Here is a 25264-nt window from a genome sequence, read left to right as displayed (position 1 = left end):
CCCATGAATGCTTCCCGAAAGGGAGCGACAATCTGTGATCAGACGGATTCGCTTCACTGAACTCAAGCAACTATGAAAGCGTCTCCAATTTACTGCATTTTTGCCCACGGTATGGAATATGGTTTTAGTGAAACGTCGTACTGCAAATACCCACCGGGAAGGAAGGATGGCGTATGGCGGTTTCCAAATGCTGCGGCGCTGAGACAAAGGTTGAGTTTCGGCCGGATCGTCCTTTTATTTACGATGACCACTATGAATTGCTGATTCCAATGCTGGTATGCACCAAATGTGAGAAAGTTATTGGCCTCTTATCCGACAAAGCTCCTGAAGACCATGATTAATATCGCCAGGAAACTAGATGTAAAGGAGAATGTTTATGCAGCTGCAGAGAGCCTTGACCCCGAGTAGAAAAGCAGACCTCTTAACAGAATTGGTCCAGACGGTCAGTGGCTTGTTGTTGGTCGGTTTTCTATGGACACATATGCTGTTCGTCGGATCGATCCTGTTAGGCGTGGAAGCGTTTAACCGTCTTGCTGATTTTATGGAACAGTTCCGTCTATTGGATATCGCTGTCGTATTCGTTATCTTGACTGCCGGAGCCCATGTTGGAGCGGTATTGCGTCGGATTCCCAGCCGGTGGCAGGAACAAAAAATCGTCTGGAAGCACGCCCGGACCATTAAGCATAATGATACTTGGTCCTGGATTTTTCAAGCGGTAACCGGCAGCGCCATGCTTATTCTGATTACCATTCATGTGTTCGTCGTGGTCTATGCGGGGATTGATTCGAAGTTAAGCGCGGACCGCGTTCACTCGTGGATGCTTGCCTTTTACGCCGTTCTGCTGGTTTTAGCGGAATATCATGCCAGTGTAGGTCTATATCGGGCGCTTGTAAAATGGGGCGTCGTCAAACGTCACAGCCTCAAACGCGTATTAACCGTCATTACGATCTGCACGATCGGGTTGGGGCTTGCGAGCTTAGGTGTATTTTTTGCGTTGGGAGGTTCCTAATGAGTCGATATGACATGTTTAATACGGATGTATTAGTTGTCGGTGCCGGTTTGGCGGGTGAGCGCGCGGCGATTGAAGCGGCCACTCAAGGCCTGAATGTCATCATCTTAAGCCTGGTCCCTCCCAGAAGGTCCCACAGTTCAGCGGCGCAAGGCGGCATGCAAGCATCGCTGGCGAACAGCGCCATGGGCAAGGGGGACAATACGGATGTTCATTTTGCCGATACGGTCAAAGGTTCCGACTGGGGCTGCGATCAGGACGTCGCCCGCCTCTTCGCGGATAATGCGCCGATTGCCGTTCGCCAGATGGCTTACTGGGGAGTTCCATGGAATCGAGTGGTGCCTGGCAAACGCATGTATGACGGGAAGGAAATCGTTGAAGATTCGGAAAAAGAAGGACTGATCGCGGCACGGAACTTCGGCGGCACCGCCAAATGGCGTACATGCTATACAGCGGACGGCACCGGCCATACCCTTCTCTATACGATGGACAGTGTTGTCGTCAAATTGGGGATTACCGTTCACGACCGGACCGAGGTTCTGTCGCTAATCCATGACGGCACGCGCTGCAGCGGGGTGGTCGCAAGGTGTTTAAGAACCGGTAAACTGCGTGTGTATACGGCAAAATCCACTGTCATGGCCACAGGCGGTTACGGCAGAGTGTACGGCGCATCCACCAATGCGATCATCAACGAAGGAAGCGGCATGTTCGTCGCTCTGGAGACGGGTATTGTCCCTCTCGGGAACATGGAGGCCGTTCAGTTCCATCCGACAGGCATCGTCCCTACCTGGATTCTGATCACGGAAGGTGCGCGCGGGGACGGCGGATACTTACTGGATAAGGATCTGCACCGTTTTATGCCGGATTATGAACCAAATAAAAAAGAGCTGGCTTCGCGGGACGTGGTTTCACGGCGCATCATGCAGCATATTCGTAAAGGATACGGCGTCGACAGTCCGTATGGAGCCCATGTCTGGCTGGATATTCGGCATCTCGGCGCGAAACATATCAATACGAATTTGCGTGAAATTGCTAATATCAGCCGAAATTTCACAGGCATCGATCCTGTCCATGACCTTATCCCCGTTCGTCCGACGCAGCATTACAGCATGGGCGGCATTCGCACCAATATTGACGGTATGGCCTACGGGCTGGAAGGTTTGTTCGCGCTCGGCGAAGCCGCTTGCTGGGATATGCACGGATTTAACCGATTGGGCGGCAATTCCCTTGCGGAAACAGTTGTTGCCGGCATGATTATCGGGGATAAAATCGCTAAATATACGAAAGAAGCCTCTTTGCAGGTATCGTCGGGACTCATCGAAGAACAAGTTAAGCTGCAGGAAGACCGAATTCAGGGACTGATTCAGTGTCGCAATGGCAATGAAAATGTCTATCAGCTTCGCCGCGAAATGGAGCAAATCTTAAGCGAGCACGTCGGCATTTTCCGCTCGGAGCAGCCATTGATGAAAGCAGTCGGTCAATTACACGAGCTGCATCAAAGATCTTATTGCGTTGGTCTGCGCAGCGGCGGACTGGGCGGCGATCCGGAGTTGGCCTCCGCTTTACGAATTACTGGGATGATCCGGTTGGCCTATTGCATTGCCGCTGGAGCGCTCGCCCGCCAAGAAAGCCGCGGCAGCCACTTCCGGGAAGATTACCCGAAACGGGATGACGACAATTGGCTGCAACGAACCCTGGCCTATTGGCCGGCCGGATCGAATCAACCCGTGCTGAAATATGAACCCGTGAAAATAACCGAATTGCCGCCCGGCGACCGGGGATACGGTGAAGCGAGCGCTCAAGCGGCGAAAGTTTAGGCGAAGATGGAGGTGCACCAATAATGAGTTCACGACAATTGACTCTTCATATTTTTCGATATAACCCGGAAACCCCGAAGCAGCAACCGACAACCCAAACCTACTTGCTGCAAGAAGAACCGGGGATGACATTGTTTATCGCGCTGAACAAAATCCGGGAAGAACAAGATCCCGGCCTGAAATTCGACTTCGTGTGCCGGGCCGGCATTTGCGGATCTTGCGGCATGCTGATTAACGGTCGGCCCACCTTGGCTTGCAGGACGTTGACGAAGGATTTGCCGGCGAATATCACCCTCATGCCCCTCCCTGTGTTCAAGCTGCTTGGCGACTTATCTGTGGATACGGGAACTTGGTTCCGGGATGTATCCGTGCGGACGGAGGCTTGGGTACATACGGACAAAGCGTTTATCCCCGATGCGCAGGAAGAACGGATGGACAATGAAACCGCGCAGCAAATCTACGAAGTCGAGCGGTGCATCGAATGCGGCTGTTGTATCGGGGGCTGCGCCACGGCGAATATCAAGCCGAATTTCATCGGGGCCGCGGGGGTCAACCGGCTGTCACGATTCATGATCGATCCCCGAGATGAACGGAACGAGCAAGAATACTTCGATGTCGTCGGTTCCGAGGATGGGATCTTCGGCTGTATCGGACTCATGGCGTGTGACGACAATTGTCCGATCGGCATCCCTCTGCAGGGCCAACTTGCCTATGTCCGCCGGAAAATGGCGTTGGCCGGGTGGAGACGGTGACCTTCCCCGTTAGCTTAACGAATGGCAGCCCAACGTTGAACTGGCATTGAAGAAAGAAGCTATTCATCAATATCTATTAGGAAGTGAAGGGGGTAACAGCATCACGGTAGGCCTTCGCTAGCCTTCGTTCGGGACCTTCACCCTAGAGATGACGCCCATGCCGGGCGTACAACAAAAATAAGCTGGCGCCGCAACGGGCGCCAGCTTTATTTCGCCATATTACCCGACAATCCGGGCTGTCAGCCCTTCCGGAACGCGGACGTAATCAAACACACGCGCTCCCTGCCCGTCGGTATGCCATTTGACTTCAATCAGCCCGAGCGCGTGCGGAACCGCACCCTCGGCTTCCGTCACATCCGCCGTCTGCACATGGATCACAACTTCATCCGGCCGTTCGACCGTCGGCAGTTGAACGCCAAGCAAATTCGCGGACATGAAATAGGTCGGGCATGCAGACCAAGCGTGGCACAAGCTGTCGCTCAGATTGAAGTACTCCGGCGTCTGCCTCAGCCCCATCTGCAGGAACCAGCCCCAGCCTTGGCGCATCATCCGCTCTGCCGTATCGGCAAGTCCGATCAAATACAGCCCTTCAAAGATATAAAACGAGAAGCTCGGCGATACGAACACGCCGTCTTCCGGCCCGTACCCGTTCGCGAACAGCGATTTCAAATCACGGCGGACATGGGCGCGCACCGGCTCCAGCTGCTCCGGCGTCAGCACGCCCGCCCGCGCCGCGAACAGGCTCGCATGCGCGGAATGCGAAAGCTTCCGATCGTTGTCGCCGTAGCAGCCGCGCTCCTCATCCCAGAACGTTTCGCGGATGGACCGCTCCAGGATGGCGATTCGCCGCTCCAGCTCGCCAATCTCGTCTTGCCGGCCGATGACCGCAGCCAGCTTCGCCGCGCACCGAAGCGCAATCAAATACGTACAGCTAAACACGCAATGGATGCCGGTTATGTTGAGATACCCCTCCACAATGGCCAGATCGCCGTGGAAGCCGCCATAATGCGCCTTGATGCCGCGCTTGACGTCCCACTCCGCGTCCAGCAGCAGATCGTCCCGCTCGTCGGCGAGCTCATGGAACCAGGCCAGGTTACGCTGAATCGCATGCCAGTACGTCACAACCAGCCCGGCATCTCCCGTCTGCGCGTAGTAGGCCCAGAAGCCTTCCAGCGCATTCAGCGCAAAATCCGAAATCGTATAATCGCCCGTATTCGGGTACACGGCTCTGAACTTGCCGGTCGCGTCCGGCGACTGCCCCATCAGCTGAAGGCTGCGCCGCATCAGCGCGTGATCGCCGAACACCGCGAGATTGTTGTGATACTGGATGATCGTATCGCGGATATACTGCCCGCGCTCGCGCGTGACGCAGTCCGTGTAGGCATCCTCCATGTTCACCGCTTCCGTCCGCACGCCCATCTCCCAAATTTGCTCCAGCAGCGGGTCCGAGCAGCGGAACGAACCCTTCTTCTCCGTCGGATAGCTGGCTGAGCCGAGCTCCAGCGCCTTCAAGACGACGTCCTGCTTCGGCCCGCGCACCGTCAGCCGCACATAGCGGAAGCCCCGCGGCTGCGTCAGCCGCCAGTCCAGCTGCCGGCTCCGCTCGTCCGCGTAAGCGCGATCGCCGAGACCGTACCAATGGTAGTGGCGCAGATGTTTGCCGTCCGCGTTCAAATGCTCGCCATAGGTCAAATCAATCGTCGCGCCGCCCGCGCCTTCGAGCACGACCCGAGGAAGGACCAGCCTGGTCATGCCTAAATCAAGCAGCAGCGAGAAGCCATGAGGGTAATCCGCCAATTGGAACACGCGCTCTGCCAGTTCCTCAACCTTCAACGATTCAAAGGCAAGGCCATACGTATCCCAGCCGCTCGACATCGTCGGGCTTTCCCCATGCTCGCCGGCTAACACGTCTACCCAGCCTCCGATATCGGTCAGGTCATCCTCCGGCGCAAACGGCAGCTCCCGCCCGCTAAGCGCAGACGCATACTGCTCATGCGACACAACCGGAGTTCGGCGGAACTGAACGCTTCCGTCCTTATCCCGGTCCGCCGACACGATAAGCCCGCGGCCCTCGGGCAGCGCAAGATAGTGGTGATACATATCCTGAAGCGCATCGCATTTGGCAAAATACGAATTCCAGCCTTGGCGCAGACTTACGCGATGGTTCAGGCGCATGCTTTTGTCATCGGCATACAGGCCGGACGCAATCGGCTCGCCATTGATCCAGCTGTTCTGGTAGAACAGCCCGATCGTGATGTCAGCGGCCTCCGGCGAGTAGATCCACGTCTTCGCCGCCATGAAGCGGCTCGTTTGATCCGGCTCATGGATTTCGCTCACATGCGGCATCGGCACGCTGAACGAGCAGAGCAGCTCGCTCCGCTCGAGCGGCGCCGTGTGCAGCACCTTTTCCACCGGAACCGGCTCTCCGGACATATACGGGATCGCGCGCGGCTCCGGCTCTCCCCACGCTTCTTGATCGGCAAGCGGAACGCCGGCCTTCCAGCCGCCATCGTCGAATGCCGCGCCGCTCCAATCGCCTTCTTCCAAGCGCTGGTCGTAGCAGTCGCCCGCTTTGAGAAAGAGGCTCGATTTAGCCGCATAGCGGTAAGCCGCGGCGGGAGCCGCCTTCCATTCCGCTTTGCCCGTCGTCAGGTCAATCTGCGAGCCGTCCGCCAGCACGACCTCGCCCCAAGCGGTAAAACCGGCTTGCGAAAGCATCGTGATGAACGTTTTGTGCCCGACATAGTTGACCTGCACCGCGATGACATTGCGTCCTTCGCGCAGCAGCGCGCTTAAATCATGCGTATCGTAAACAGGATGCTTCGGGTCGAAGCGCAGCGAGCCCAAGCGGATAAACTCGCCGTTCACATAGAGCTGATAGGTCGTATCGGCAAACAGATGAAGCAGCGCCTTCTCCGGCTTGCTCTTCAAATCCAGCGTCAGCCTGAACCTCGCGTATAAATTGCGTCCTTGCCCGGACTCGTCGTACCAAATTGCAGCTGCCTGCATTCGTTCACACGCCCCTCTTTCCCTGAAATTTATTCGTAATCCCGCAATTTTCCGTCTTCATCCGCGGATTTCATCACTTTTTCGACGAGCCGCAGGCTCCGCAGCCCCTCTCGAATCGGACAGGCTTCCGGCCCTTCGCCGCGCAGCGCCGCGATAAATGACTCGTTCTCGGCCGCGTAGACATCCAGTTCCGAACCAACCTCCCGCCGAACCGGCTCCGCCCCGCCCGTAAAGATGAACTCCGCTTTATTGGCCCCCTTGAAGTGCGCGGTCAGCTTACTGCAAATGACCGTAAAACAGCTGTTCCATTGGCCTGGAACGGCGTTGTTGGAGGCGGTGATGGAAGCCATCGCCCCGGAGCGGAAACGGATCACCGCCGCGCTCGTATCCTCGACCGTATAGCCCTCCGCCTCTTGATGGTTCAGGTTCGCCGTAAAGCCGCTAATCCGTTCCGGCGTTCCGAAGAAATACATCGCCAGGTCGTACGTATGGATCGCCTGCTCGAAAACCTGGCCGCCCGACAGACTGCGGTCCCTCCACCAAGGCGAATGCAGCGAATTGCACTCATAGCGGCCGTCGAACAGCGTAGGGGCGCCGGCCGTCCCGTCGTCAATCAGCCGCTTCAGCTCCTGCACCGCTGTGCCGAAACGGTTGTGGTAGCCTACCTGCGACACAACGCCCGCTTCCTCAATCGCAGCTACCATCCGTTCCGCAATGTCCGTACTCAGCGCGATCGGCTTCTCGATGAAGACCGCAACGCCCTTGCGTGCCGCTGCTTCCACTTGCCCTTGATGGGCATACGGCGGCAGGCAAATATAGACCGCATCCAGCTGCTCCCGCTCCAGCATGGCGTCAAAATCGTCATAAGCGCGAGCAGCTCCCCCGGTGTGCGAAGCGCAGAACGCTTCCGCTTTTGCGTGCGTAGTGCCGCAAGCCGCCGTCACTTCGACTCCGGGCATGTTGATCAAATGTTTGGCGTGCAGCTGTCCCATCATGCCAAGTCCGGCAATGCCGACTCGAATCGCTTTTGCCATATCGATCGTTCCTCCATCACGGTTATAGTAATGTACCGCCCGCTATCCGGCTGGTACGGTATTTGAGCGGGGAAAGGCCGGTTTTGCTTTTGAAAAAACGGGAAAAGTCATCGATGTCCTCGTATCCCGTCAACCGCGCGATTTCCGCAATCGGGCGGCTCTCCGTCTCCAGCAGCTGCATCGCTCTGCGCAAGCGAAGCTGCAGCTGAAGCTTGGTCGGCGTGATGCCGAACAGCTTCTTGAAGCGCTCCGCGATATACGTCGGATGCATGAAGTAGCGCCCGCCAAGCTCGGCTAGGTCGACTCTCCGCTCCGGATGGTCGAGCAGTTCCGCCAGCATGCTCATGAATGGATCGGAATGCTCCGCTTTCTGCTGCACGTCCGGATGGTGAATGGCCGCGTCGATCAGTATCGCGACAAGCTCCAGCGCTTTGGCCTTCTTCATCAGACTGTTCGACAGCGAGGCCATCCCGTCCGCGATGCGGCAGTATTCGTGAAACGCCGCTTCGAACTTCTCGGGCTGGGGCAGGCGGAAAATAATCGGAAACCGGAACGCCTGCAGCGCGTCGATGCTCTCCGCAACCTGGAGCGTAAAATGCCACCACAGAAACTCCGTTTCCTCATCCGTGTCTTTCACGTGGTCATGCACCTCGAACGGAGGAATGAACACCACGTCGCCGGGGCCGGCATAGTAATCTTTGCCTGAGATTCGAAGCCTGCAGGAGCCGCTTTTGATGTACGAGACAACATAAAAGGGCAGCTTGCGGTTCACTTGCCGCATCTCGGTTCGCCTGTGCAAATCATGCCCCAGCATATGCAGCGAGGCTTTCTCCATCAAAGCAAGCCACGGATTGTCTTTCATGTCAGGACCCTCCACAATTTCCTTCTGCCTCGCAATGGTTGTCTATCCATCTATTATACAAACCGCTATCTCCGTCTCGTGAGGGAATTCTGTCCGCTGGTGGTGGATTTCCGTCCACTTCTTCGGCTTCGGATAAAACAAAAGCTCCGGCGAGACCGCCGGAGCTTGGAGCACATCATATTCATTAAAATTGAAGCGCGACCTGCAAGGACGGCTCCGCGTTGGCATCGAGCATCCGGTACGCTTCCGCAGCTTGCTCGAACGGGACCCTGTGCGTGACCAGCTCCGTCAGCTTGAGCTTGCCGGACAGAGCCAGCTCCATCACGGTCCGCTCCATGCGCAGCCGGTCCCAGCGGTTGGTCAGCTGCAAATTAATGCCGCTAATTTGCGAACCGATCAGCTGGATGCGGTTATGATGGAACTCTTCGCCGAGGAAGAGATCCTTTGCTCCGCCTTGATAAAACCCTGCCGTCACGACCCGGCCGTTATAGGCGACGGAGCGGATCGCCTCGTGAAGCGCGCCCGAAGCGCCCGAGATTTCAATGGCGATATCTGCGCCGCGATCCCCTGTGAGCGCCTTGATCTGGCTAGCCGCATCGGCCTCGCGCGAATTGATCGTATGTGCCGCGCCTAGACGTTTGGAAAAGCCGAGCCGGTAGTCATCCAAATCGATTGCAACGACTTCCGCGCCGTTCAGCCGTGCCAGCTGGGCGACAAGCTGCCCGGGCACGCCCTGCCCGAACACCGCTACCGTCTCGCCGACGTGGATATCCGCATCCAAAATCGCATTCAGCGCAATTGCGCCCATCTGCGAATAGATGCCTGCAAGCGGGTCAAGTCCTTCCGGCAGCAAATGATCGCGCGCGAAGCTCTCGGTCACGACATGCGTGCTTTTATGGCCCCAAGTGCCGTATACGACATCGCCTTCTTTAAGACCGCTAACGGCCGAACCCAACTCCGATACAACGCCAACCTCTTCATAGCCCCAACAGCCCCGGACCGGGTATAGGGAGGGTGCCTCTTCCGTTCGGTCCAAGAAGAGCCGGCGATCGCCGTCAAATTGCTTCTTCACGAACGGATTGATGCCGCGGTAAGCCGTCAACTGCGTACCGGCGCTAATGCCGGAGTACAAGGTGGACAGCCTCACTTCATTCGCTGCCAGCTGCTGCTCTTCGATCTCCACAAACGCGACTTCCTTCGGTGCGCTAAAATCCAAACGCAATGCCGCCATGCCCGTCAGCCCCCTCTATTCAGCTTGTTTCCGAATAACCTGATGCTATCGTAGCACTGGGCCAGCTGGTGCTCAATCTCGTAAGGCCAGCTATTTTTGTCATTTCTACATGCGGGCGCGTTCCACGCATCGCCGCGGATCAGAATCATCATTGTCACTTCGGCATCTTCCGGATTCCAGATCATGACATTCATAAAAATCCCGCTCTGCGTTATGATGCATAGAAAGTAGCCGGAAAGGAAACACCTCCATGTATTTCAAACAATTTTCCGAAAGCATTCCAAATCTGGACTCTATTCGATCATCCCGCGAATCGCAAATCGTCGCGCCGCCCGAGCACTGCCACGTCCTAATTGTTGTGCGCCGCGGCCATATCAAAATTTCATCCGGTCACAGCCCGGAGTCCTTCGTTTGCACGCAAGGCTATGCCGGTCATGCAGATCGAGGCCCTTATGTCGTTCAGGTACCGAATACGAAGCAAGCCGAATACACCGTCATCTACTATCGGATCCTTCCGGATGGCCGACATTGGGATCTCCATGGTCTTTTAACTACCATCAGCGAAATCAAAATCCACTACATGCTGGACGAACTTCTGAGAACGAATCAATTGGAATCCGTCCAAACCTTTTCGGGGGAGGAAGAAGCGGCCCAAATATGCCGCAAGCGTATGATGCTCGAGCGGATTTTGTTTATATTCATATACGAATCTCACATCCGTACGCCCGATGTGAATTCTTCCCACGCCATCGAAGAATCGATTTCCTATATCAACGAGCACTATATGCTGAAATTAACGCTTCCTATGCTTGCACGCCGGGCGGGAATGAGTGCCGGCCATTATACCGTGTTATTCAAACAGGCGACCGGTCGGACGATGACCGCATACTTACGCTCGATAAGAATCGAGAAGGCAAAGCAGATGTTCCGGGAAACCGGCCAATCCGCCAAGGAAATTGCGGGTCTCTCAGGGTTTACGGACTATTTTCACTTCAGCAGAGTATTCAAACAGGAAACCGGATTCTCCCCGACAGCCTTCCAGCAAACGCTGCTGGACAGGTAAAATCTAAAAATATAACAAACAACTTCTGAATTTTAGACATGTCCTTCTGAGCGCCGGTTAGCTACAATTCATTCAGGTGAGAATAATTATCATTTTCAGGAGGATTCGGAAATGCCCCGATTTATGAAAAGACTTAACAGCTTTACCGCACTCATTTTGCTTTTGCTGCTTGTTACCGCTTGCGGACAAACCGGGAGCAACAACCAAGCTGAAACGCCGGCTGCCAATACCGGCACCGAGACTTCGAAATCCGCCGACGGGTCGATTACGGTGGAAGATGCGACTGGCACGGTCACGCTGACCAAGAGGCCTGAGCGCATCATAACGATGGAATTCAGCTTCGCTGACGCGCTTGCCACATTGGGGGTTCAGCCCGTTGGCGCCGCCGATGACGACGATCCCGCTTTGTTCATGGATGAAGTCAAAAGCAAACTGACGAATTATACGTCCGTCGGTTCCCGCTACGAGCCGAACATTGAAGTTATCAGCTCGCTGCAGCCCGATCTGATTATCGTCGACCTGGTCAAGCATAAGGAGGTCATGGAGCAGCTGAAAGGCATCGCCCCGCTTCTCGTGCTTGACGATTATCAAGCCGATTACGAGCAAATGCTCAAGAACTATATGATCATCGCCAAAGCCGTCGGCAAAAAAGCCGAAGGGCAGAAGCGCCTTGAAGAACACGAAGCGAAAATCGCCGATGCGAAAAGCAAGCTCCAAAGCACGGATTTGAAAGTGCTGCCCGCTGTCGTCAATCCGAAAGGCTTCTTCGCCCATTCGGATCACGCGTACACAGGTTCATTCCTGGCCAAGCTCGGCTTCACCGATCCGGTTAAAGATGAGAACTCGTATCCGCAGCTGACACTGGAGCAGCTTGTGGAAACAAACCCTCAGGTGCTGTTCTTGATGCCGACCGAGAAGGAAACAATCGTCAATCAGTGGGAAGCAAACTCGCTGTGGAACAAGATCGATGCTGTGGCGAACAAGAAAGTATTTACGGTTGAACGCCGCGACTGGTCGCTCGCACGCGGGCTGATCGGATCCGAGAAAATGGCGTCGGATATCGTAAACAGCCTTGGGAAGTAAACGCTATGATTTCCTCATCGCATAAGGGAAAGCAGAACCGTCCGCGGTTCCTGCTCTTCCTTTTTTCCGTTCTGGTTGCTCTTCTCGCTATTGGTATTCTGTGCAGCTTAAAATGGGGACAAGCGCCGGTTTCATGGGGGGCGCTGTGGGATGCCGTTTCTTATCGTACCCATGATAAGACTTCCCTGTATATTCAGACGCTGCGCCTGCCTCGCGCGCTGCTGGCATGCATGGTCGGGGTGCAGCTTGCTTTGGCTGGCCTGCTGACGCAGCTGCTTGTCAAAAATCCGCTCGCTTCGCCGCATATTCTAGGAATCAACGCGGGAGCCGCATTCGCGGTCGTATTCGGCTTGGTTGCCTTCGCCGATTTATCGATGATGAGTACCGTCGCATTCGCCTTCTTCGGAGCTGCAGGCGGCGCGGCGCTTGTGCTCTCGCTTGCCGGAACGAGCCGCAACAGCTACGTTCGCATGGCTCTGGCCGGCATTACGATCCATTTCCTTCTGTCTGCGTTAACCGAGGGACTCATCATCCTGAATCAGGAAACGACGGACAGCATGATTTTCTGGCTTGTCGGTTCAGTCAGCCAGGCTGCCTGGAAGGATGTTCAGCTCCTTCTTCCCTTCTTCGCCGCAGGCCTGATTTTGGCATTCTTCATGCTTCCTTCCTTTAAACTGCTGCAGGTGGATGAGGAGATTTCGATCGGCATCGGCGGAAGGCTGTCGGTCATCCGTATCGTCGGCATGCTGCTTGTTCTTCTCCTGGCCGGATCTGCGGTTGCTCTGTGCGGGCCAATCGGATTCGTATGTCTGATCGTGCCGCATATCGCCCGATCATTGGTCGGCGGCAGGCTTACCGTGCTGCTGCCGCTGACGGGACTCCTAGGAGGCGTGCTGCTGGTTTACGCCGACTTTGTCAGCCGGTTCATCGCTTTCCCTTATGAATCGCCTGTAGGCCTGCTGACCTCCGCAATCGGAGCCGCGTTCTTCATCTACTTGGCAAGACGGAACGGAGGTGCTGCCGCATGATGAACAAGAACGCGATCTCTCTTCTTGCAGCGTTCCTGCTTATGATTATCCTATCGGTCGTGTCGATAAGAGTCGGGGCAGTCTCGGTACCGTTCAAAGAGATTTGGCTGACGCTTCAAACGCAGCCCAACAAATCCTTTTTTATCGTTCATGAGCTTCGTATGCCGCGCGTCGCAGTCGCCATATTGGCGGGTATCGGGCTCTCGGTAGGCGGAGTCATTCTGCAAAGCGTGCTGCGCAATCCATTAGCGAGCCCGGATGTAATCGGGCTGACTAAAGGGGCGGGTTTTTTGGCAGCCGCCGTTCTCTTCCTATTTCCCGCGTCACCAAGCTATTGGCTTCCCCTTGCGGCGCTCGCCGGGGCCTTTCTCGCATTCGCTCTGCTGCTTCTGCTAACCCGCAGGCTGACGCTTCCTCCGGCTACCCTTGCATTAGTCGGTATCGCCATCGGTGCCGCTTTTGGCGCCGGCACGCAATATTTAATCGTAAAGCATCCGAGAGACATTAGCCTCGCGCTGCTTTGGCTTGCCGGCAGTCTCTGGGGCAGAAACTGGCACGACGTGTGGACGCTGCTTCCTTGGATCGTCATTCTGCTTCCGGCAGCATGGCTTAGCTTCTCTAAATTAAACGTACTGCAGTTCAATGATATGACCGGCGCTTCACTTGGACTGAACATCTTTCGCGAGCGCTTCTTGCTTATACTGCTTGCCGTGGCGCTTGCCGGGATTTGCGTCTCCGCCGTCGGTGCGATCGGCTTCGTCGGCCTGCTCGCGCCACACATCGCGAGAAGCCTCGCAGGTCCGCGTCATCAGCGGCTCATACCGCTTGCCGCATTGATCGGAGCCGATCTGATGCTGCTGGGAGATTTCCTCGGCCGCATTATTATCGCTCCGAGGGAGGTGCCGGCCGGCATCATGACGGCCGTGATCGGCGCGCCTTACTTTGTCTATCTGTTAAGGCGGGAACGGCGTATGCGGTCAACTAAACAGGCTTGAAAAAGCCGGATACGAGTCCAACGACTTGTATCCGGCTTTTCTGTTCGTCTTATGAAGTCGTGCTGACTTCAACCGTTCGCGTTCCGGCATTCCAAGCTACCTGAATGCCAAGCAGCTTGCCGATATCGCTGACGGGTACGTACAAGCTTCCGCTCAACACGACTGGCGCGAAGGTCAACGGGGTTTGCCCGCTTCCGTCCGTTGCCTGCGCAAAAGCAGCGCCTTCCGTAAGCGTGAACGAGCGGTCGCGGTACGTGACGGTCACCTGCTTCGTTTGCGCGTTGTAGCCCGTTTTGGCGCCGATTTCATTAACCAGGAAGCGAAGCGGCACCAGCATGCGGTTGTTTGCGGTCACCATGCTTGGTTCGAATGCCTTTGCCTTTCCGTTGACGGTGAGATTAGCCTGCGCTTTCACGAATGCGCCTGTGCCGGGTCCGTTGCTGCTGACAGGTTTGCGAAGCTCGGCCGGAAGCGCGAATGCGTAGAGCTTCCCTTCCGCTTGCACGAGCAGCTTGCTTCCTGCAACTATGAACGGCGCATAACTACGGGCTTCCGTCTGGTAGCGGAAGAGCGCTTTGCCGGTCGCTACGTTCAGCGCATAAATTTCGCCGTCAGTCTGCCCGACATAGAGGCCGGAACCGATCAAATCGACCCGGCTGGCCGGATTGTCCAGCCCTTGGAAGTAGACGTACGACTTATCGAAGAGCTTGCGAGCATGCAGGCCGATATTATCACGATTTTTATAAATCAGCTTGCCGTTATAGGGACCGGCGATCCAAGCGCCGTCATCTTGGAAGATCTCCGCTTTGACGGCCGCCGGGTCGGCATGGAGGTTATATTTGAAGACCTCATTGTCTTTGGTGCCTACGTAAACATCGTTACCGTCGATAGCAAAATTGGAGGCATACTGGTACATCGGGTCTTCCCCTTGCTTGACCGGGACGAAAGATTTCGTCTCCAGTACGCGGCCCGAGTTCAGATCGACGATATCCAGATCCACGAGAAACTTGGTCGTATCGCTCTTCGGCCAATCGTTGACAAAATACAGCTTCTCTCCTTCAATCTTGAGCAGATTCGAATGGCTGCCTGGAAGGCGCCAGAACGTCTTGCCGTTTGCCTCGTCAATGGCATACGTAGTCGTGACGGTGATTGCGCCGGATTCCATCGCATGGACAAGCAGCTTGTTCCCGACCTTCATCGGGATGCCGTTGACGTCCGTATTGCGCCATTTTTCTTGCCCCGAAGCAAGGTTGACGGCGGCCAGCCCCAGTGATGAAGCGTAATAGAGCGTGTTCCCTTCCACCTTGAATTGGCCGAACGCCGACTTTTTGTTCGCTTGGTAGATGCGTTTGGAGGTGCCTTTCTTGGCGTCCAGCTGATAGACGGCTCCATCCTGCCCGGATATATAGAGGCGATTATCAAGCGCTTGAATCGATCCCGCCTGCAGCTTGGAGCCGAACGACCAGAGCAGCTTGCCGGTATCCAGGCTGCGCGCTTGCAGCACGCCGCCCTTAATGAGGTAAAAGGCTCCGCCGATCGTGACGACCGGGGGCTGATAACTGTTATCCATCGTCAGCTTGTCCAGGTCGGCCGTCCAAACGGGCTTGGCATAAGGGACTTTATTCCACGCGCTTGGCGTTGCTTGGGCGTCATAGCTTGCATTTGGATTGGACTGTGCGGATGCGGATTCGGCCTGACCGAGACCGGTGCCGGATACAATTAGACCTGCAGCTACGAGCGATAACGCGGTATGCTTCCATGTTTTCATTTTCATTATTACAGCATGCTCCTCTCTATTGGCGGATCATCACCTCTATAGACGGGAGGAGCGCGGAAATGTTACATGGGCCAAACTTCTTATGTCCGATTTGTGCGCATTGCCTTGAATTGTTTAATCCTTTTATCATTCATGAGATTCATATATTCTTCGGACTCCACGGCATATAACGCCACTTTGCCCTGTTCATCATGGTGAATGCCCCAACCGTAGCGCTTGCCCAATGAAGATGTCCGGAGACATGGCTGCCCTTTGGAGAAAAACCGATCGCGTGCAGCCTTCCGCTCCGCTTCCGGTATATGATTCCGCCGAGCGAATACTTCGAATAGCACATCTTCTTGCGTATAAAGGTAAGGATGGTTCGCTATCATCTCGTATTGCAAAACCGGAATAGTCTTAGAATCGCTCTTAGCTACCGGTATGACGGCCTCTCGGACAGGGCAATCATCAGCTACCTGTATAAACGCGCCGTAATGATTCATGTCCTTCATTTTATCTTTGTTCCTCCTTATGCTTTCAACCTTAGCGCAATTTTTGATCCGAACCGCGCATCATTCCCAGTATAAGCGGCGCATTCGAAGAAGTCTGTCGAATCGAATCAAAAAAGGATCAAACCGCATCTACGGTCTGACCCTTCCTTTAAACGCTCAGGCATTACGCTCCTAAAGCATGAGTCCTTATTCCCCTGAAGCGGTTTCGATTGCCGTGCCCGTCACATCGCCGTCTTCGTCAATATGCGATACGGCAGACAAGCCTTCATATACGGTAGCGATCACAGCGCAGGACACGGTCTCCCCCGGCTGCAAAATCCGATGCGTCCCGCGCTCGATGCCGTCCTGCAGCCCGACCGGATAACCGGTGCACGGCTCCAGTACGACCGTCTGCAGCTCCCTCCAGCCGCCGTAGGAAGCGAACAGCCAGCATGTCGGCAATACTTCGTTATCATAGCTGAGGCCAAACCCGATGCCCTCCCGCGTATGGGTCAAAGCGCACCAACCCGCCTGCATATCGGTCGCGTACTGAAATTCGCTGACGCCCGACGAATGAGGCAGAGCCCAGCGCATATCATGCGCGGCGCCGCTGTCATCCTCCGCATATGGCCACTGGTAAGCGAACGAGGTACGCCCCGTACGCGGCGTGCCGAAGCCCTCCACCTCCATATTGCGGGCAGGCAGATCGATGCGCGAATGCTCGTCCGCCGCCATCGCCGCATGCAGCTTCCACAAGTAAGGCTGCGGTTTGCGGCCGAGATTGGCGATCGTATGCGCGAAGCGCAGCTTCGCCTCGCCGGCGCGAAGCGTAATTCGCTTGCTTAGGCGAGTGGCGCTGATCGGCGTCTCCACCCACATGTGCAGCGTCGCTTCCTCTTCGTCGGCACGCTCCAGCGCATACTGCCACGGCAGCGTCCAAATCTCCCCGTGGTCCGGGAACATCTCGCCGTCGATCGCTTCCGCGATATCGTTCGGGTACAGCTCATCCCAACCGCCGAAGAAGTGATCGTCGTAAACGGTATGCAGCGCAAGCCGCCGCGGCTTCATCCGCGGGTGATGCCACAGCAGATCCTTGCCGAGCGGCTTGAACGTGATTTGCCACACCTTCGCACCTAAGTCCGGCATGACGATAACGCGAAGCAGATCATTCTCCATGACGACGGTCCGAATGTCGTTGTAGGTCCAATTGGTATCCACCTTGACGGTCACAGGCAAGTCCCCCTTTGAGCTGAGCTAATCCGTGATTGTTGCAAGCAAATCCTCGCGCAGCGGCGTGAACGTCTCAATGACCACCGTATCCTCGAGCGCTTTGACCTCGTGCACCGCATCGCCAGGCACATAGATTTGTTCGCTTGCGCCGACAATCGTCGTTTCGCCGTTCATGACCATCGCGATTTTGCCGCTGATCACGAAAGTGAGCTGCTCATGCGGATGCGAGTGGGCAGGCCCAATCGCGCCCTCGTCCAGCTTGATCATCATGCTCATGATCGATTTGCCGGGCGGAAAAATTTTACGGCTTATGCCGGCAAGCGGCGAGTGCCATTCCTCAAACCGCGGCATTACTGTTCACCTCCCGGAATCAGCAGTACCTTCGACACGTTCCCCGCCGATCCGAGCAGCGTCTCGAACCACTTCGCCCCTTCGCTCAGCGGCGCTTCGACAACGCCCTCGTCAAGCCGAATGCGTCCTTGCTCCAGCCACTGCAGCGCCGTGACGAAGTTAACCGCCGAATAGGCGAAGGAGCCGACCATCGTTACTTCGCTGCGGATCGCGATATTGATCGGCAGCGGGGATTCTTCCTCATGCAGACCCGTGAATACAACCCGGCCGCCAGCTGTGCATGCCAGAACGCACTGTTTGCGCGTCAGGCTGCCGCCGACGGCGTCAATGGCAATATTCACGCCGCTTCCGCCAGTCAGCCGCTTCACTTCCTCCAGCGTGTCAACGCCGGCCGGACAAATCGCATGCGCAGCGCCAAGCCGGCGCGCAATCGCCAGACGATCCTCGTTCATGTCTACGACAATGACGTCACGGACGCCATATTGAAGCACGGCCTGCAGCGACAGCAAGCCGATCGGACCCATGCCGATGATAAGCACTTTATCGTTTGGCTTCGCGGCAGCCAGCTCGGCAACGCGAACGGCACATGCCGTCGGCTCGGTCAGAGCCGCCGTCTGCAAGGTCATCGAATCCGGCACCGCATACACGAAGGAAGCCGGCACCTTCACATACTCCGCATTGCTGCCCGGCAGAGCCGCCGAAAGCAGCTTGCGCGACACGCACAGCTGCTGCTTGCCGCTTGCGCAGCGCTCGCACTGACCGCACGTGACGAGCGGATTCGCCGTCACGCGCTGGCCGATTTGCCAAGCTCCGGACGCTTCCGCCTTGCTGCCCATCGACGCGATCGTGCCGGAGAACTCGTGACCGAAGATCATTGGAGGCTTGCGGAGCGAGTTTTTGCCGAGATATCCGCTCAGCTCCGAGCCGCAAATGCCGGTAAAAGCCACCTTGATGACGATGTCGTCTTCCCCTGCCACCGGCGTTTCGACTTCGCGGATATTCATCTCTTTCGGGCCTTCATAAATCAGTGCCTGCATCATCAACCGTCTCCTCTCTGGATGAAAGAGGCGCAAGGATCCCAATGTCCCGCACCTCTCCCGTTCTTGTTAAAAAGTTATCGACAACCCGCCGTCAACCGGAATGACAGCACCGCACATATAGGACGCATCCTCGGAGGCGAGGAATGCGATGACGCCGGCCGCTTCTTCCGGTTGCCCCTGCCGCCTCTGGGCGATTTTGCCGCGGGCGACGTAAATGTCTTGAAACCAATCCGTTTCGTGCTCCTTCACGCCATCCACGACGGACATCGGCGTTTCGATGAAGCCTAGCGCGACGGAGTTAACCCGAATTCCGTGGTCGATCAGCTCCAACGCCGCGTTGCGCGTCAGCTGGTCGAGCGCTCCCTTGCCCGCATTGTAGCTGGAAGACTCGTAGAGCGCCCGGCTGCCGTTGATCGAGGACACGTTGATGATCGAACCTTGAATGCCTTTCGCCGTCATGATGCGAGCGGCAGCTTGCGTGCAGTGGAAAGCCCCGCTCACGATAATGTCGAACACCTTGCGCCACTCGCTCATCTCCGCGCCAAGAAATTTCATCGGTTCGAACGTTGCGGCGTTGTTCACCAAAATATCCAGCCGACCGAACTGCAGCTCGACTTGCGCGAACAAAGCGGCAACCGCCGCCTCGTCCGATACGTCACAGCTGATAAAACGAGCCGAATAGCCCTGCCCGGCCAGCTCGGCCGCGGCGCGTTCGCCGACGTCCGTGCGGCGGCCCGTGATGACGACCTTCGCTCCTTCGGAGGCGAAGCGGCTTGCCGTCGCGAACCCGACGCCCGTAGCGCCGCCTGTAATCAGCGCGACTTTACCGTCAAATCTGCCCGCTTTCCCCATGCGCGGCCGCCTCCTATTTCACGCGGTATTTGTCCACGATCGCTTCGTCGACCGTGACGCCAAGGCCCGGACGATCCGGCACATGCACATAGCCGTCTTTGAACGTGATCGGCTCCGACACCAAGTCGCGCGCAAGCGGCGACGTGGAGGTCGTATGCTCGATCATGAAGCCGTTCGGGATCGAAGCGGCAAAATGCGTGCTCGCCGCAACGAGAATCCCCGTCTTGAACGCATGCGGAACGACCAGCTTGTGGCGCTCATGCGCCATGTAGGCAATGCGCTTGCCCTCGGTCAAGCCGCCGCAGCGGCCCAGATCCGGCTGCACGATGTCGTGCCCGCCATCCTCGATCAAGCGGCGGAACGCCCGAACGCCGCTCTCTTGCTCTCCGCCCGCCACGCGAAGCGTCGTACGTCTCGACAGTTCCTTATAGTCTTCCAGATTTTCCGGATGCAGCGGCTCCTCGAGCCAGAATACGCCGTATTTTTCGTAGACTTCCGCCATGCGCAAAGCGCCCTTCAAATCCCATGCCAGCCCGCCGTCGATCATGACGTCGATGTCATCGCCGACCGTTTCGCGGATGGCGCGGATTTGCTGCTCGTCGAATTTAGGGTCGCGGCCGATCGGGCCCCAGCCGAATTTCATCGCCTTATAGCCTTCGGACGCGAATTGCCCCGCCAGGCGGACCGCCTCTTCGATCGTATCCGGCATGAGCGAGCTCGCGTATGCCTTCAGCTTGGAACGGTGCGTGCCGCCAAGCATTTCCGAAACGGGACGGCCCGCTTTTTTGCCTGCGATATCCCACAGCGCCATGTCGATGCCGCTCATGGCATGCATCGCCGGACCTCCGCGGCCGAAATAGATGGTGCCGCGGTACATTTTGTCCCACAAGCGGTCGATCTCCAGCGGATTTTCCCCGATCAAGAGCGAGCGCAGTCCTGTTGCGATGGAGTGGGAGGGCGGCGCGTCGATGCAAGCCTTCGCGACGAGCGGCACGGAGTCCACCTCGCCGTAGCCGACGATGCCTTCGTCCGTATGGATACGAATCATTAGCGTGTCTTGCGTGCCGTCGCAGCGTTCCGCATCCAAGTCCGGAATGCGCAGATAAACCGATTCCACTTCGGTAATTTTCATGACAGGTTCCCCCATTCTGAATTATTAAATATGTAAAAGAATTAGATTCTAAATCTATAGCGCTTTCACAATTGTAGTTCTGCCAGAAATATATTGTCAACAATATTTATTTATCGTGTGAATCGCAAATTGTTGACAAAATACAAAGCGTGTGCAATTTAAAATTTTTCACGTATACTAGAGTTAATGCGATGAAACAAGGGAGCAATCTAGCTATGGCTGAATTTACATTCAAGCAGCAAGCCAATACGTCGCTGCGCGAGAAAGTGACGCATGACCTGCGGGAGGCGATTTTGAACGGGCATCTTCTTCCCGGCGCGCGTATTAAAGAAATGGAGATTGCGGAGCAAATGGGCGTCAGCCGCGGCCCGATCCGGGAGGCCATCCGCCAGCTTGAGCGAGAGGGGCTGCTGCTTTCCTATCCGTACAAGGAAACGGTCGTCGCCGATCTTGACGCCGACGAAGTGCAGAATATTCTGATGCCGATCCGGTTCCATATCGAATGGTTCGTCGTCAAACGGTACCTGGACAAGCTTGATGACGGCTTCTTCGGCAAGCAGCAAGCGATTATAGACGAAATGAAAGCAGCGGTCGCAAACGGCGCCAAAAGCCGGCTCGTCGACCTCGACATTTTGTTTCACCAATCCATTCTGGAGATGGCTTCCGAGCGGACGGTCATGCTGACCTGGCAAAGCATCGTCAACCAAATCCGGCTCCACTTCTCCAAGAACCTGCCCTTCTACAACCTGGACCACATGGAGAAGGACCATCAAGAATTGCTCGATGCGTTCAAAACCAAGGACCTGGTGCTAATCCAGCAAGCGATTTTGAAGCATCTCGACAGCGATGACAATTTGCTGTGCTTTGCAAAATAAGCTCTCGCTTTGCTTTTCGTGCCGCTGGGGCCGGTGAGAGCACGTTTTCGTGCTCTCAGCTCGGCAGCACCGGCCGGGGCGCCGGTTTCGCTATGCGAGAGCACGATTTCGTGCTCTCGCTTTGCTTTTCGCGCGAAAGGTTAGTTTTAGAGAGCTGAGCGTCGGAATTATCGACTCTCAGTTTTTATTTGGGGCATTTTCGCCGATGAGAATCGGTTTTTCCGACTTTCGACAAGAGCGTTATTGGGCAGGTGAACCGCTGGAGCGACTCATGCTTTCGAATATCAAAAAAAACCCAACGAAGAACGGAACCCTTTCTCCATTGGGGTCTTCAACCTATCAAACGATCCGCACCGGCAGACGCGGGAGCTGGCGGGTTCGCTCGGCATAGTCGCCGCAGACGGCGTCGACTTGCTCGAGATGAACGCGGCGCTCCGGCGTAGCGCTGCTTAACATGGCCTGACCATAGTAGTGGTCACGGCGGTAATGGGAGTGAAGCAGGATGTAATGGCGCAGCTCTTCAATTTCCTCCGCCTCGAACCGCTCGCACAGGATCCACGAATGGGACGATCATCGTCCGCTTTGAGCCGTCATGCTGCTCCTCCAGCATCGGAAAAACAGCTTCGAACTCCTCCGTAATCCAGCTGATTTCATCCCTCAACAGTCCGGCAAACTTGATAAAGCCAAAGGCGTCGAAAAACGCAAGCTGCTCCTCCGTCAACTTCATCGCTTTTGCTCCTCCCATTGTCCATCCATCCTACAAAAGCGCTCCTGTCTACGCGTATGCAACCAACAATTCCTTTAAGCCGACCTCCGGCGCGGCAACCGGGAAGTATTCCAAGCCCATGTAACCTTCATACCCCGCCGCTTCGATCGCTTGGAAAATCCGCCCGTAATGCAGCTCGCCCGAGCTAAGCTCATGCCGTCCCGGATTGCCCGCCGCATGAAAGTGCCCGATCAGCTCCAGATTCGGAATGATGTTAGCCAGCAGGTTGCCCTCGGTAATTTGCTGGTGATAAATATCGAACACGAGCTTCACGTTCGGGCTTCCGACTTTACGTACGATATCAAACGCTTCCTCCGATGAAGATAAATAATAGCCTTTGTGATCGACAAGCGTATTGAGCGGCTCCAGCACGAGGGTGATGCCCGCTTCCTCAAGCAGCGGGGCGCCTGCGCTCAGTCCGTCCACGATCGATTGATGCTGCGCCTCCCGCGGCACATCCGCCAACTCCTGTCCCACAGTCGCGATCAGGGAGCGGCAGTCCAGCTGCTTTGCTGCAGCGATGGATGCCTTCAGCCCATCCAAAAAGGCATCTCGCGAAGAAGCGTCCACCAAATTCGCGTTTTTTACGCACATCGACGCGATGGTCAGTTTTTGCTCGCGGACGATTCGGGCAAGCCGATCCACATCCTTGTCCCACCACGACCAGAACTCGATCGCATCGTACCCGATCGCACGCACCTCTTCCAAGCTTGCAAAAAAATCTTTGCCGCCGTACACGGCATCCAAACAAACAGACAGCTTCATAAACAGCCTCTCTTGGCGCACTGGATTTGCCCTGCCTTGCCCTGCTCTTGCTTCGAAACGCGTTAGTCTGTTGTGCAAGCTCCTTCTGGTGTCGATTATAGGACTGCTCCGGCGGACTGTAAAGCGGATAATGGAAAAGGGCCGAGCGCCGGCATGATGCCGGCACCCAGCCCCTATTAACAAGACCAATCTTACCCTTTCACTTGAAAAGCTTCTTTCAAGGTCCGCAGCCCTTTGCTTGCGACCTCCAGTGCCGTCTGCGAGCCGAAGTCCGCAATGAACAGCTCCAGCGACAAAAAGCCGCGGTAGCCTGATGCATGCAGCGCTTCAGCCAACTCGCCGAGCGGTGCGATGCCTTCGCCCGGGAATACCCGCTCCGCATCCGTAATGGATTCCCTGCCCGGCGAAGCCGGATAGTCATTGGCATGCACGATGCCGATCTGGCTGCCGCTAAGCTGACGCAGGTCCTCGATGCTGCTGCCGCCGGTGTACATGTGGAACGGATCCAGCAGCACTTGAGCTTCCGCGATTCCGGAGGCTGCCATCACTTCTTTTGCCTCGTTCACCGTCGACAGCTTGCTCGCTCTGCCCCAGAATTCCACATAGACCTCAATGCCGATTTCGCGCGCAAGCGCCGTCAATTGGGCAAAAAATTGCCCCATGTCGCTCAAGGAAACGCTGGCTACATCGCCGAATGGCGGCGCAGCCGCAGCGCGGCAGCCCAGCTCCGCAAGCATGCGCAGCTCGCGCTCCGCTTGAACGAACGCCTCGGCGCGAACAGCCGGATCCGCGTCCGCCCATTTGAAGAAGGCGATCGCGTTCGCGAATGCCACGCCGCTGCTTGTCAATGCTTCACGAATTTGTTCGGACGTACCGCCGCCCGCTAGAAACGCTTCAATCTCCGAAACCCATAGCTCGATACCTTCGTAGCCCGCTTCGGCCGCAACCGCAATTTGCTCCAGCACGTTCAGCTTGAACGGGAACAAGGTCGAAGCGTTCAATGACGCTTGAAATGGAAACATGTCCTGGCTCTCCTCCTATTTTGGCTAACCGTTAATCTGTTTACAGCGTAACCGGCAGCGTTCTGCCTTCTTCGCAGCTTTGAAGCGCAAGCTCGATCAAGCGGATGGCATTTCTCGCTTCCTCCGGTTTTACGTTCAGCTCCGCTTCGCCGATGATATGGCGGTAAACGTTCTCGTAGTAGCCGGTATAATTTCCGTGAAACGTTTCGACAACGCCTTCAACATGGAGCCCGCCGACCGTCGAATTGAGTTTTCCCCAAATCTCGCGCAGTTCAATCCCGAAGCCGTAATCGCCAGGCATGCCGCCGCCAAGCAGCGTCGCTTCCTGCGGATCGGTTCCGTATTTGACGAACGAGCCCTTCGTGCCGTGCAGCACATATCGCGGGTTCGCCTCACGTACGAATTTGGATGACTTCACTCGTACCTTTAGCTGGTTGCCATAGAACAGCGTCACGTCAAAATAATCATGGGCCGATGCTCCTTCACGCTGAATGCGCACATCCCCGTTGATTGCATCCGGCACGCCGAATAGCGTCAGCGCTTGATCGAAAAAGTGTACGCCCAGATCGTAAAATACGCCCGTGCCCGGCTGCGAGCCTTCGCGCCAGTTCGTCGAATTCATGACCGGACTGAAGCCGTCCCAGGAGAACGTGGCTTCCCGCACATCCCCGATCATGCCTTCCGCTAGCAGCTTCTTGATCGTCAGGTAATCGCCGTCATAGCGGCGGTTATGGTACACGCTGAGCACCAAGCCCTTTTCTTTCGCAAGGGCAATCAGCTCGTCCGCTTCCGCAGCCGTCGGCGTGAAAGGCTTCTCCACGACGACATGCTTGCCAGCCAGCAGCGCATCTCTTGTGAACGTAAAGTGATCGGTGCTCGGTGTCGTGACGACGATAAGGTCGATGCTTGGATCCTCGTACAAATAACGAACATCGTTAACGACGTTAACCCAAGGGTATTTTTCCTTCGAATGCGCGCTTTTGCGCTCTACAACTGCGGCCAGCTCCAATCCTGGAACGGCATCAACGAACGGGGCGTGAAAAATGCTGCCGGCAAAGCCGTATCCGATCAGCCCGACACGGATATTTTTACTCATGTTCG

Annotated in this window: 24 protein-coding genes; 8 read left to right on the top strand and 16 right to left on the bottom strand. The window is 56.2% G+C overall.

Going from position 1 to position 25264, the window contains the following annotated elements; all coding sequences use genetic code 11:
• Positions 1-376 precede the first annotated feature (376 nt).
• The 3 genes from DL346_RS25665 to DL346_RS25655 are packed head-to-tail and all read left to right on the top strand — an operon-like array spanning position 377 to position 3578.
• Positions 377-1009: a succinate dehydrogenase/fumarate reductase transmembrane subunit gene (locus tag DL346_RS25665; protein WP_165822673.1), complete on the top strand. Its 633-nt coding sequence runs from the start codon at positions 377-379 to the stop codon at positions 1007-1009.
• Positions 1009-2826 (top strand): fumarate reductase flavoprotein subunit, encoded by a 1818-nt coding sequence (locus DL346_RS25660; protein WP_112885241.1) that lies wholly within the window; start codon positions 1009-1011, stop codon positions 2824-2826. Before DL346_RS25665 ends, DL346_RS25660 begins: the two co-directional genes overlap by 1 nt.
• Before the next feature lie 23 nt (positions 2827-2849).
• Positions 2850-3578 carry a fumarate reductase iron-sulfur subunit gene (locus DL346_RS25655; RefSeq protein ID WP_112885240.1) on the top strand — a complete coding sequence of 243 codons (729 nt, stop codon included), beginning with the start codon at positions 2850-2852 and terminating at the stop codon, positions 3576-3578.
• Positions 3579-3797: 219 nt separating this feature from the next.
• On the opposite strand, the gene DL346_RS25650 is transcribed toward DL346_RS25655, so the two are convergent.
• The 5 genes from DL346_RS25650 to DL346_RS25630 form a co-directional block, all read right to left on the bottom strand.
• Positions 3798-6587, bottom strand: coding sequence for an alpha-L-rhamnosidase-related protein (locus DL346_RS25650; RefSeq protein ID WP_112885239.1), 2790 nt, complete (start codon positions 6585-6587; stop codon positions 3798-3800).
• 29 nt (positions 6588-6616) lie between these two features.
• Positions 6617-7621 (bottom strand): Gfo/Idh/MocA family protein, encoded by a 1005-nt coding sequence (locus tag DL346_RS25645; protein WP_112885238.1) that lies wholly within the window; start codon positions 7619-7621, stop codon positions 6617-6619.
• Positions 7622-7643: 22 nt separating this feature from the next.
• On the bottom strand, positions 7644-8483 hold the full coding sequence (locus DL346_RS25640; RefSeq protein ID WP_112885237.1) for a helix-turn-helix transcriptional regulator: 840 nt from the start codon (positions 8481-8483) through the stop codon (positions 7644-7646).
• 184 nt (positions 8484-8667) lie between these two features.
• Entirely contained in the window at positions 8668-9714 is a 1047-nt protein-coding gene (locus tag DL346_RS25635) for a zinc-dependent alcohol dehydrogenase (RefSeq protein WP_112885236.1), read from the bottom strand.
• A 5-nt stretch (positions 9715-9719) separates the two neighbouring features.
• Positions 9720-9908: a hypothetical protein gene (locus DL346_RS25630; RefSeq protein ID WP_112885235.1), complete on the bottom strand. Its 189-nt coding sequence runs from the start codon at positions 9906-9908 to the stop codon at positions 9720-9722.
• Between the two features lie 56 nt (positions 9909-9964).
• On the opposite strand from DL346_RS25630, the gene DL346_RS25625 reads away from it, so the two are divergent.
• The 4 genes from DL346_RS25625 to DL346_RS25610 all read left to right on the top strand — a co-directional run bounded on the left by DL346_RS25625 (position 9965) and on the right by DL346_RS25610 (position 13883).
• Positions 9965-10777 (top strand): helix-turn-helix domain-containing protein, encoded by an 813-nt coding sequence (locus DL346_RS25625; RefSeq protein WP_112885234.1) that lies wholly within the window; start codon positions 9965-9967, stop codon positions 10775-10777.
• Positions 10778-10888: 111 nt separating this feature from the next.
• The gene (locus tag DL346_RS25620; RefSeq protein WP_240633422.1) at positions 10889-11860 is read left to right on the top strand and encodes an ABC transporter substrate-binding protein; all 972 of its coding nucleotides are present in this window, start codon (positions 10889-10891) and stop codon (positions 11858-11860) included.
• Between the two features lie 5 nt (positions 11861-11865).
• Complete coding sequence (locus tag DL346_RS25615) at positions 11866-12888, top strand: FecCD family ABC transporter permease (protein WP_112885233.1); 1023 nt, start codon at positions 11866-11868, stop codon at positions 12886-12888.
• The gene (locus DL346_RS25610) at positions 12888-13883 is read left to right on the top strand and encodes a FecCD family ABC transporter permease (RefSeq protein WP_112885459.1); all 996 of its coding nucleotides are present in this window, start codon (positions 12888-12890) and stop codon (positions 13881-13883) included. Before DL346_RS25615 ends, DL346_RS25610 begins: the two co-directional genes overlap by 1 nt.
• 49 nt (positions 13884-13932) lie before the next feature.
• On the opposite strand, the gene DL346_RS25605 is transcribed toward DL346_RS25610, so the two are convergent.
• The 7 genes from DL346_RS25605 to DL346_RS25575 all read right to left on the bottom strand — a co-directional run bounded on the left by DL346_RS25605 (position 13933) and on the right by DL346_RS25575 (position 20735).
• Positions 13933-15657: a stalk domain-containing protein gene (locus DL346_RS25605; RefSeq protein WP_112885232.1), complete on the bottom strand. Its 1725-nt coding sequence runs from the start codon at positions 15655-15657 to the stop codon at positions 13933-13935.
• An 83-nt stretch (positions 15658-15740) separates the two neighbouring features.
• Entirely contained in the window at positions 15741-16151 is a 411-nt protein-coding gene (locus tag DL346_RS25600; RefSeq protein WP_112885231.1) for a DUF6157 family protein, read from the bottom strand.
• A gap of 186 nt (positions 16152-16337) precedes the next feature.
• A complete protein-coding gene (locus DL346_RS25595) occupies positions 16338-17360 on the bottom strand; it encodes a DUF4432 family protein (protein ID WP_112885230.1) in 1023 nt (340 codons plus the stop codon).
• A 24-nt stretch (positions 17361-17384) separates the two neighbouring features.
• Complete coding sequence (locus DL346_RS25590) at positions 17385-17711, bottom strand: cupin domain-containing protein (RefSeq protein ID WP_112885229.1); 327 nt, start codon at positions 17709-17711, stop codon at positions 17385-17387.
• Complete coding sequence (locus DL346_RS25585) at positions 17711-18751, bottom strand: zinc-dependent alcohol dehydrogenase (protein ID WP_240633421.1); 1041 nt, start codon at positions 18749-18751, stop codon at positions 17711-17713. Before DL346_RS25585 ends, DL346_RS25590 begins: the two co-directional genes overlap by 1 nt.
• Positions 18752-18817: 66 nt before the next feature.
• Entirely contained in the window at positions 18818-19603 is a 786-nt protein-coding gene (locus tag DL346_RS25580) for an SDR family NAD(P)-dependent oxidoreductase (protein ID WP_112885228.1), read from the bottom strand.
• Between the two features lie 13 nt (positions 19604-19616).
• Complete coding sequence (locus DL346_RS25575) at positions 19617-20735, bottom strand: mandelate racemase/muconate lactonizing enzyme family protein (protein ID WP_112885227.1); 1119 nt, start codon at positions 20733-20735, stop codon at positions 19617-19619.
• A 215-nt stretch (positions 20736-20950) separates the two neighbouring features.
• On the opposite strand from DL346_RS25575, the gene DL346_RS25570 reads away from it, so the two are divergent.
• Positions 20951-21610 (top strand): GntR family transcriptional regulator, encoded by a 660-nt coding sequence (locus DL346_RS25570; protein WP_165822672.1) that lies wholly within the window; start codon positions 20951-20953, stop codon positions 21608-21610.
• 520 nt (positions 21611-22130) lie between these two features.
• Here the strand turns inward: DL346_RS25570 and DL346_RS25565 are convergent.
• The 4 genes from DL346_RS25565 to DL346_RS25550 all read right to left on the bottom strand — a co-directional run bounded on the left by DL346_RS25565 (position 22131) and on the right by DL346_RS25550 (position 25259).
• Positions 22131-22355, bottom strand: coding sequence for a hypothetical protein (locus tag DL346_RS25565; protein ID WP_133257571.1), 225 nt, complete (start codon positions 22353-22355; stop codon positions 22131-22133).
• Between the two features lie 30 nt (positions 22356-22385).
• Entirely contained in the window at positions 22386-23141 is a 756-nt protein-coding gene (locus tag DL346_RS25560; protein ID WP_112885224.1) for a hydroxypyruvate isomerase family protein, read from the bottom strand.
• Positions 23142-23332: 191 nt separating this feature from the next.
• Positions 23333-24163, bottom strand: coding sequence for a sugar phosphate isomerase/epimerase family protein (locus tag DL346_RS25555; protein WP_112885223.1), 831 nt, complete (start codon positions 24161-24163; stop codon positions 23333-23335).
• Positions 24164-24203: 40 nt separating this feature from the next.
• Complete coding sequence (locus DL346_RS25550) at positions 24204-25259, bottom strand: oxidoreductase (protein ID WP_112885222.1); 1056 nt, start codon at positions 25257-25259, stop codon at positions 24204-24206.
• Positions 25260-25264: the final 5 nt, after the last annotated feature.

This window comes from Paenibacillus montanisoli (assembly GCF_003268025.1).
In the GTDB taxonomy this organism is placed as follows: domain Bacteria; phylum Bacillota; class Bacilli; order Paenibacillales; family Paenibacillaceae; genus Paenibacillus_Z; species Paenibacillus_Z montanisoli.
This window is presented reverse-complemented; position numbering and strand designations above follow the sequence as displayed.

Coding starts and splice junctions, on each gene's coding strand:
- DL346_RS25625 (WP_112885234.1), top strand. CDS start 9,965: ATGTATTTCAAACAATTTTCCGAAAGCATTCCAAATCTGGACTCTATT.
- DL346_RS25620 (WP_240633422.1), top strand. CDS start 10,889: ATGCCCCGATTTATGAAAAGACTTAACAGCTTTACCGCACTCATTTTG.
- DL346_RS25660 (WP_112885241.1), top strand. CDS start 1,009: ATGAGTCGATATGACATGTTTAATACGGATGTATTAGTTGTCGGTGCC.
- DL346_RS25570 (WP_165822672.1), top strand. CDS start 20,951: ATGGCTGAATTTACATTCAAGCAGCAAGCCAATACGTCGCTGCGCGAG.
- DL346_RS25615 (WP_112885233.1), top strand. CDS start 11,866: ATGATTTCCTCATCGCATAAGGGAAAGCAGAACCGTCCGCGGTTCCTG.
- DL346_RS25575 (WP_112885227.1), bottom strand. CDS start 20,735: ATGAAAATTACCGAAGTGGAATCGGTTTATCTGCGCATTCCGGACTTG.
- DL346_RS25580 (WP_112885228.1), bottom strand. CDS start 19,603: ATGGGGAAAGCGGGCAGATTTGACGGTAAAGTCGCGCTGATTACAGGC.
- DL346_RS25605 (WP_112885232.1), bottom strand. CDS start 15,657: ATGAAAATGAAAACATGGAAGCATACCGCGTTATCGCTCGTAGCTGCA.
- DL346_RS25665 (WP_165822673.1), top strand. CDS start 377: ATGCAGCTGCAGAGAGCCTTGACCCCGAGTAGAAAAGCAGACCTCTTA.
- DL346_RS25585 (WP_240633421.1), bottom strand. CDS start 18,751: ATGATGCAGGCACTGATTTATGAAGGCCCGAAAGAGATGAATATCCGC.
- DL346_RS25610 (WP_112885459.1), top strand. CDS start 12,888: ATGAACAAGAACGCGATCTCTCTTCTTGCAGCGTTCCTGCTTATGATT.
- DL346_RS25565 (WP_133257571.1), bottom strand. CDS start 22,355: ATGGGAGGAGCAAAAGCGATGAAGTTGACGGAGGAGCAGCTTGCGTTT.
- DL346_RS25635 (WP_112885236.1), bottom strand. CDS start 9,714: ATGGCGGCATTGCGTTTGGATTTTAGCGCACCGAAGGAAGTCGCGTTT.
- DL346_RS25560 (WP_112885224.1), bottom strand. CDS start 23,141: ATGAAGCTGTCTGTTTGTTTGGATGCCGTGTACGGCGGCAAAGATTTT.
- DL346_RS25655 (WP_112885240.1), top strand. CDS start 2,850: ATGAGTTCACGACAATTGACTCTTCATATTTTTCGATATAACCCGGAA.
- DL346_RS25650 (WP_112885239.1), bottom strand. CDS start 6,587: ATGCAGGCAGCTGCAATTTGGTACGACGAGTCCGGGCAAGGACGCAAT.
- DL346_RS25550 (WP_112885222.1), bottom strand. CDS start 25,259: ATGAGTAAAAATATCCGTGTCGGGCTGATCGGATACGGCTTTGCCGGC.
- DL346_RS25645 (WP_112885238.1), bottom strand. CDS start 7,621: ATGGCAAAAGCGATTCGAGTCGGCATTGCCGGACTTGGCATGATGGGA.
- DL346_RS25600 (WP_112885231.1), bottom strand. CDS start 16,151: ATGAAGGACATGAATCATTACGGCGCGTTTATACAGGTAGCTGATGAT.
- DL346_RS25590 (WP_112885229.1), bottom strand. CDS start 17,711: ATGCCGCGGTTTGAGGAATGGCACTCGCCGCTTGCCGGCATAAGCCGT.
- DL346_RS25640 (WP_112885237.1), bottom strand. CDS start 8,483: ATGAAAGACAATCCGTGGCTTGCTTTGATGGAGAAAGCCTCGCTGCAT.
- DL346_RS25555 (WP_112885223.1), bottom strand. CDS start 24,163: ATGTTTCCATTTCAAGCGTCATTGAACGCTTCGACCTTGTTCCCGTTC.
- DL346_RS25630 (WP_112885235.1), bottom strand. CDS start 9,908: ATGAATGTCATGATCTGGAATCCGGAAGATGCCGAAGTGACAATGATG.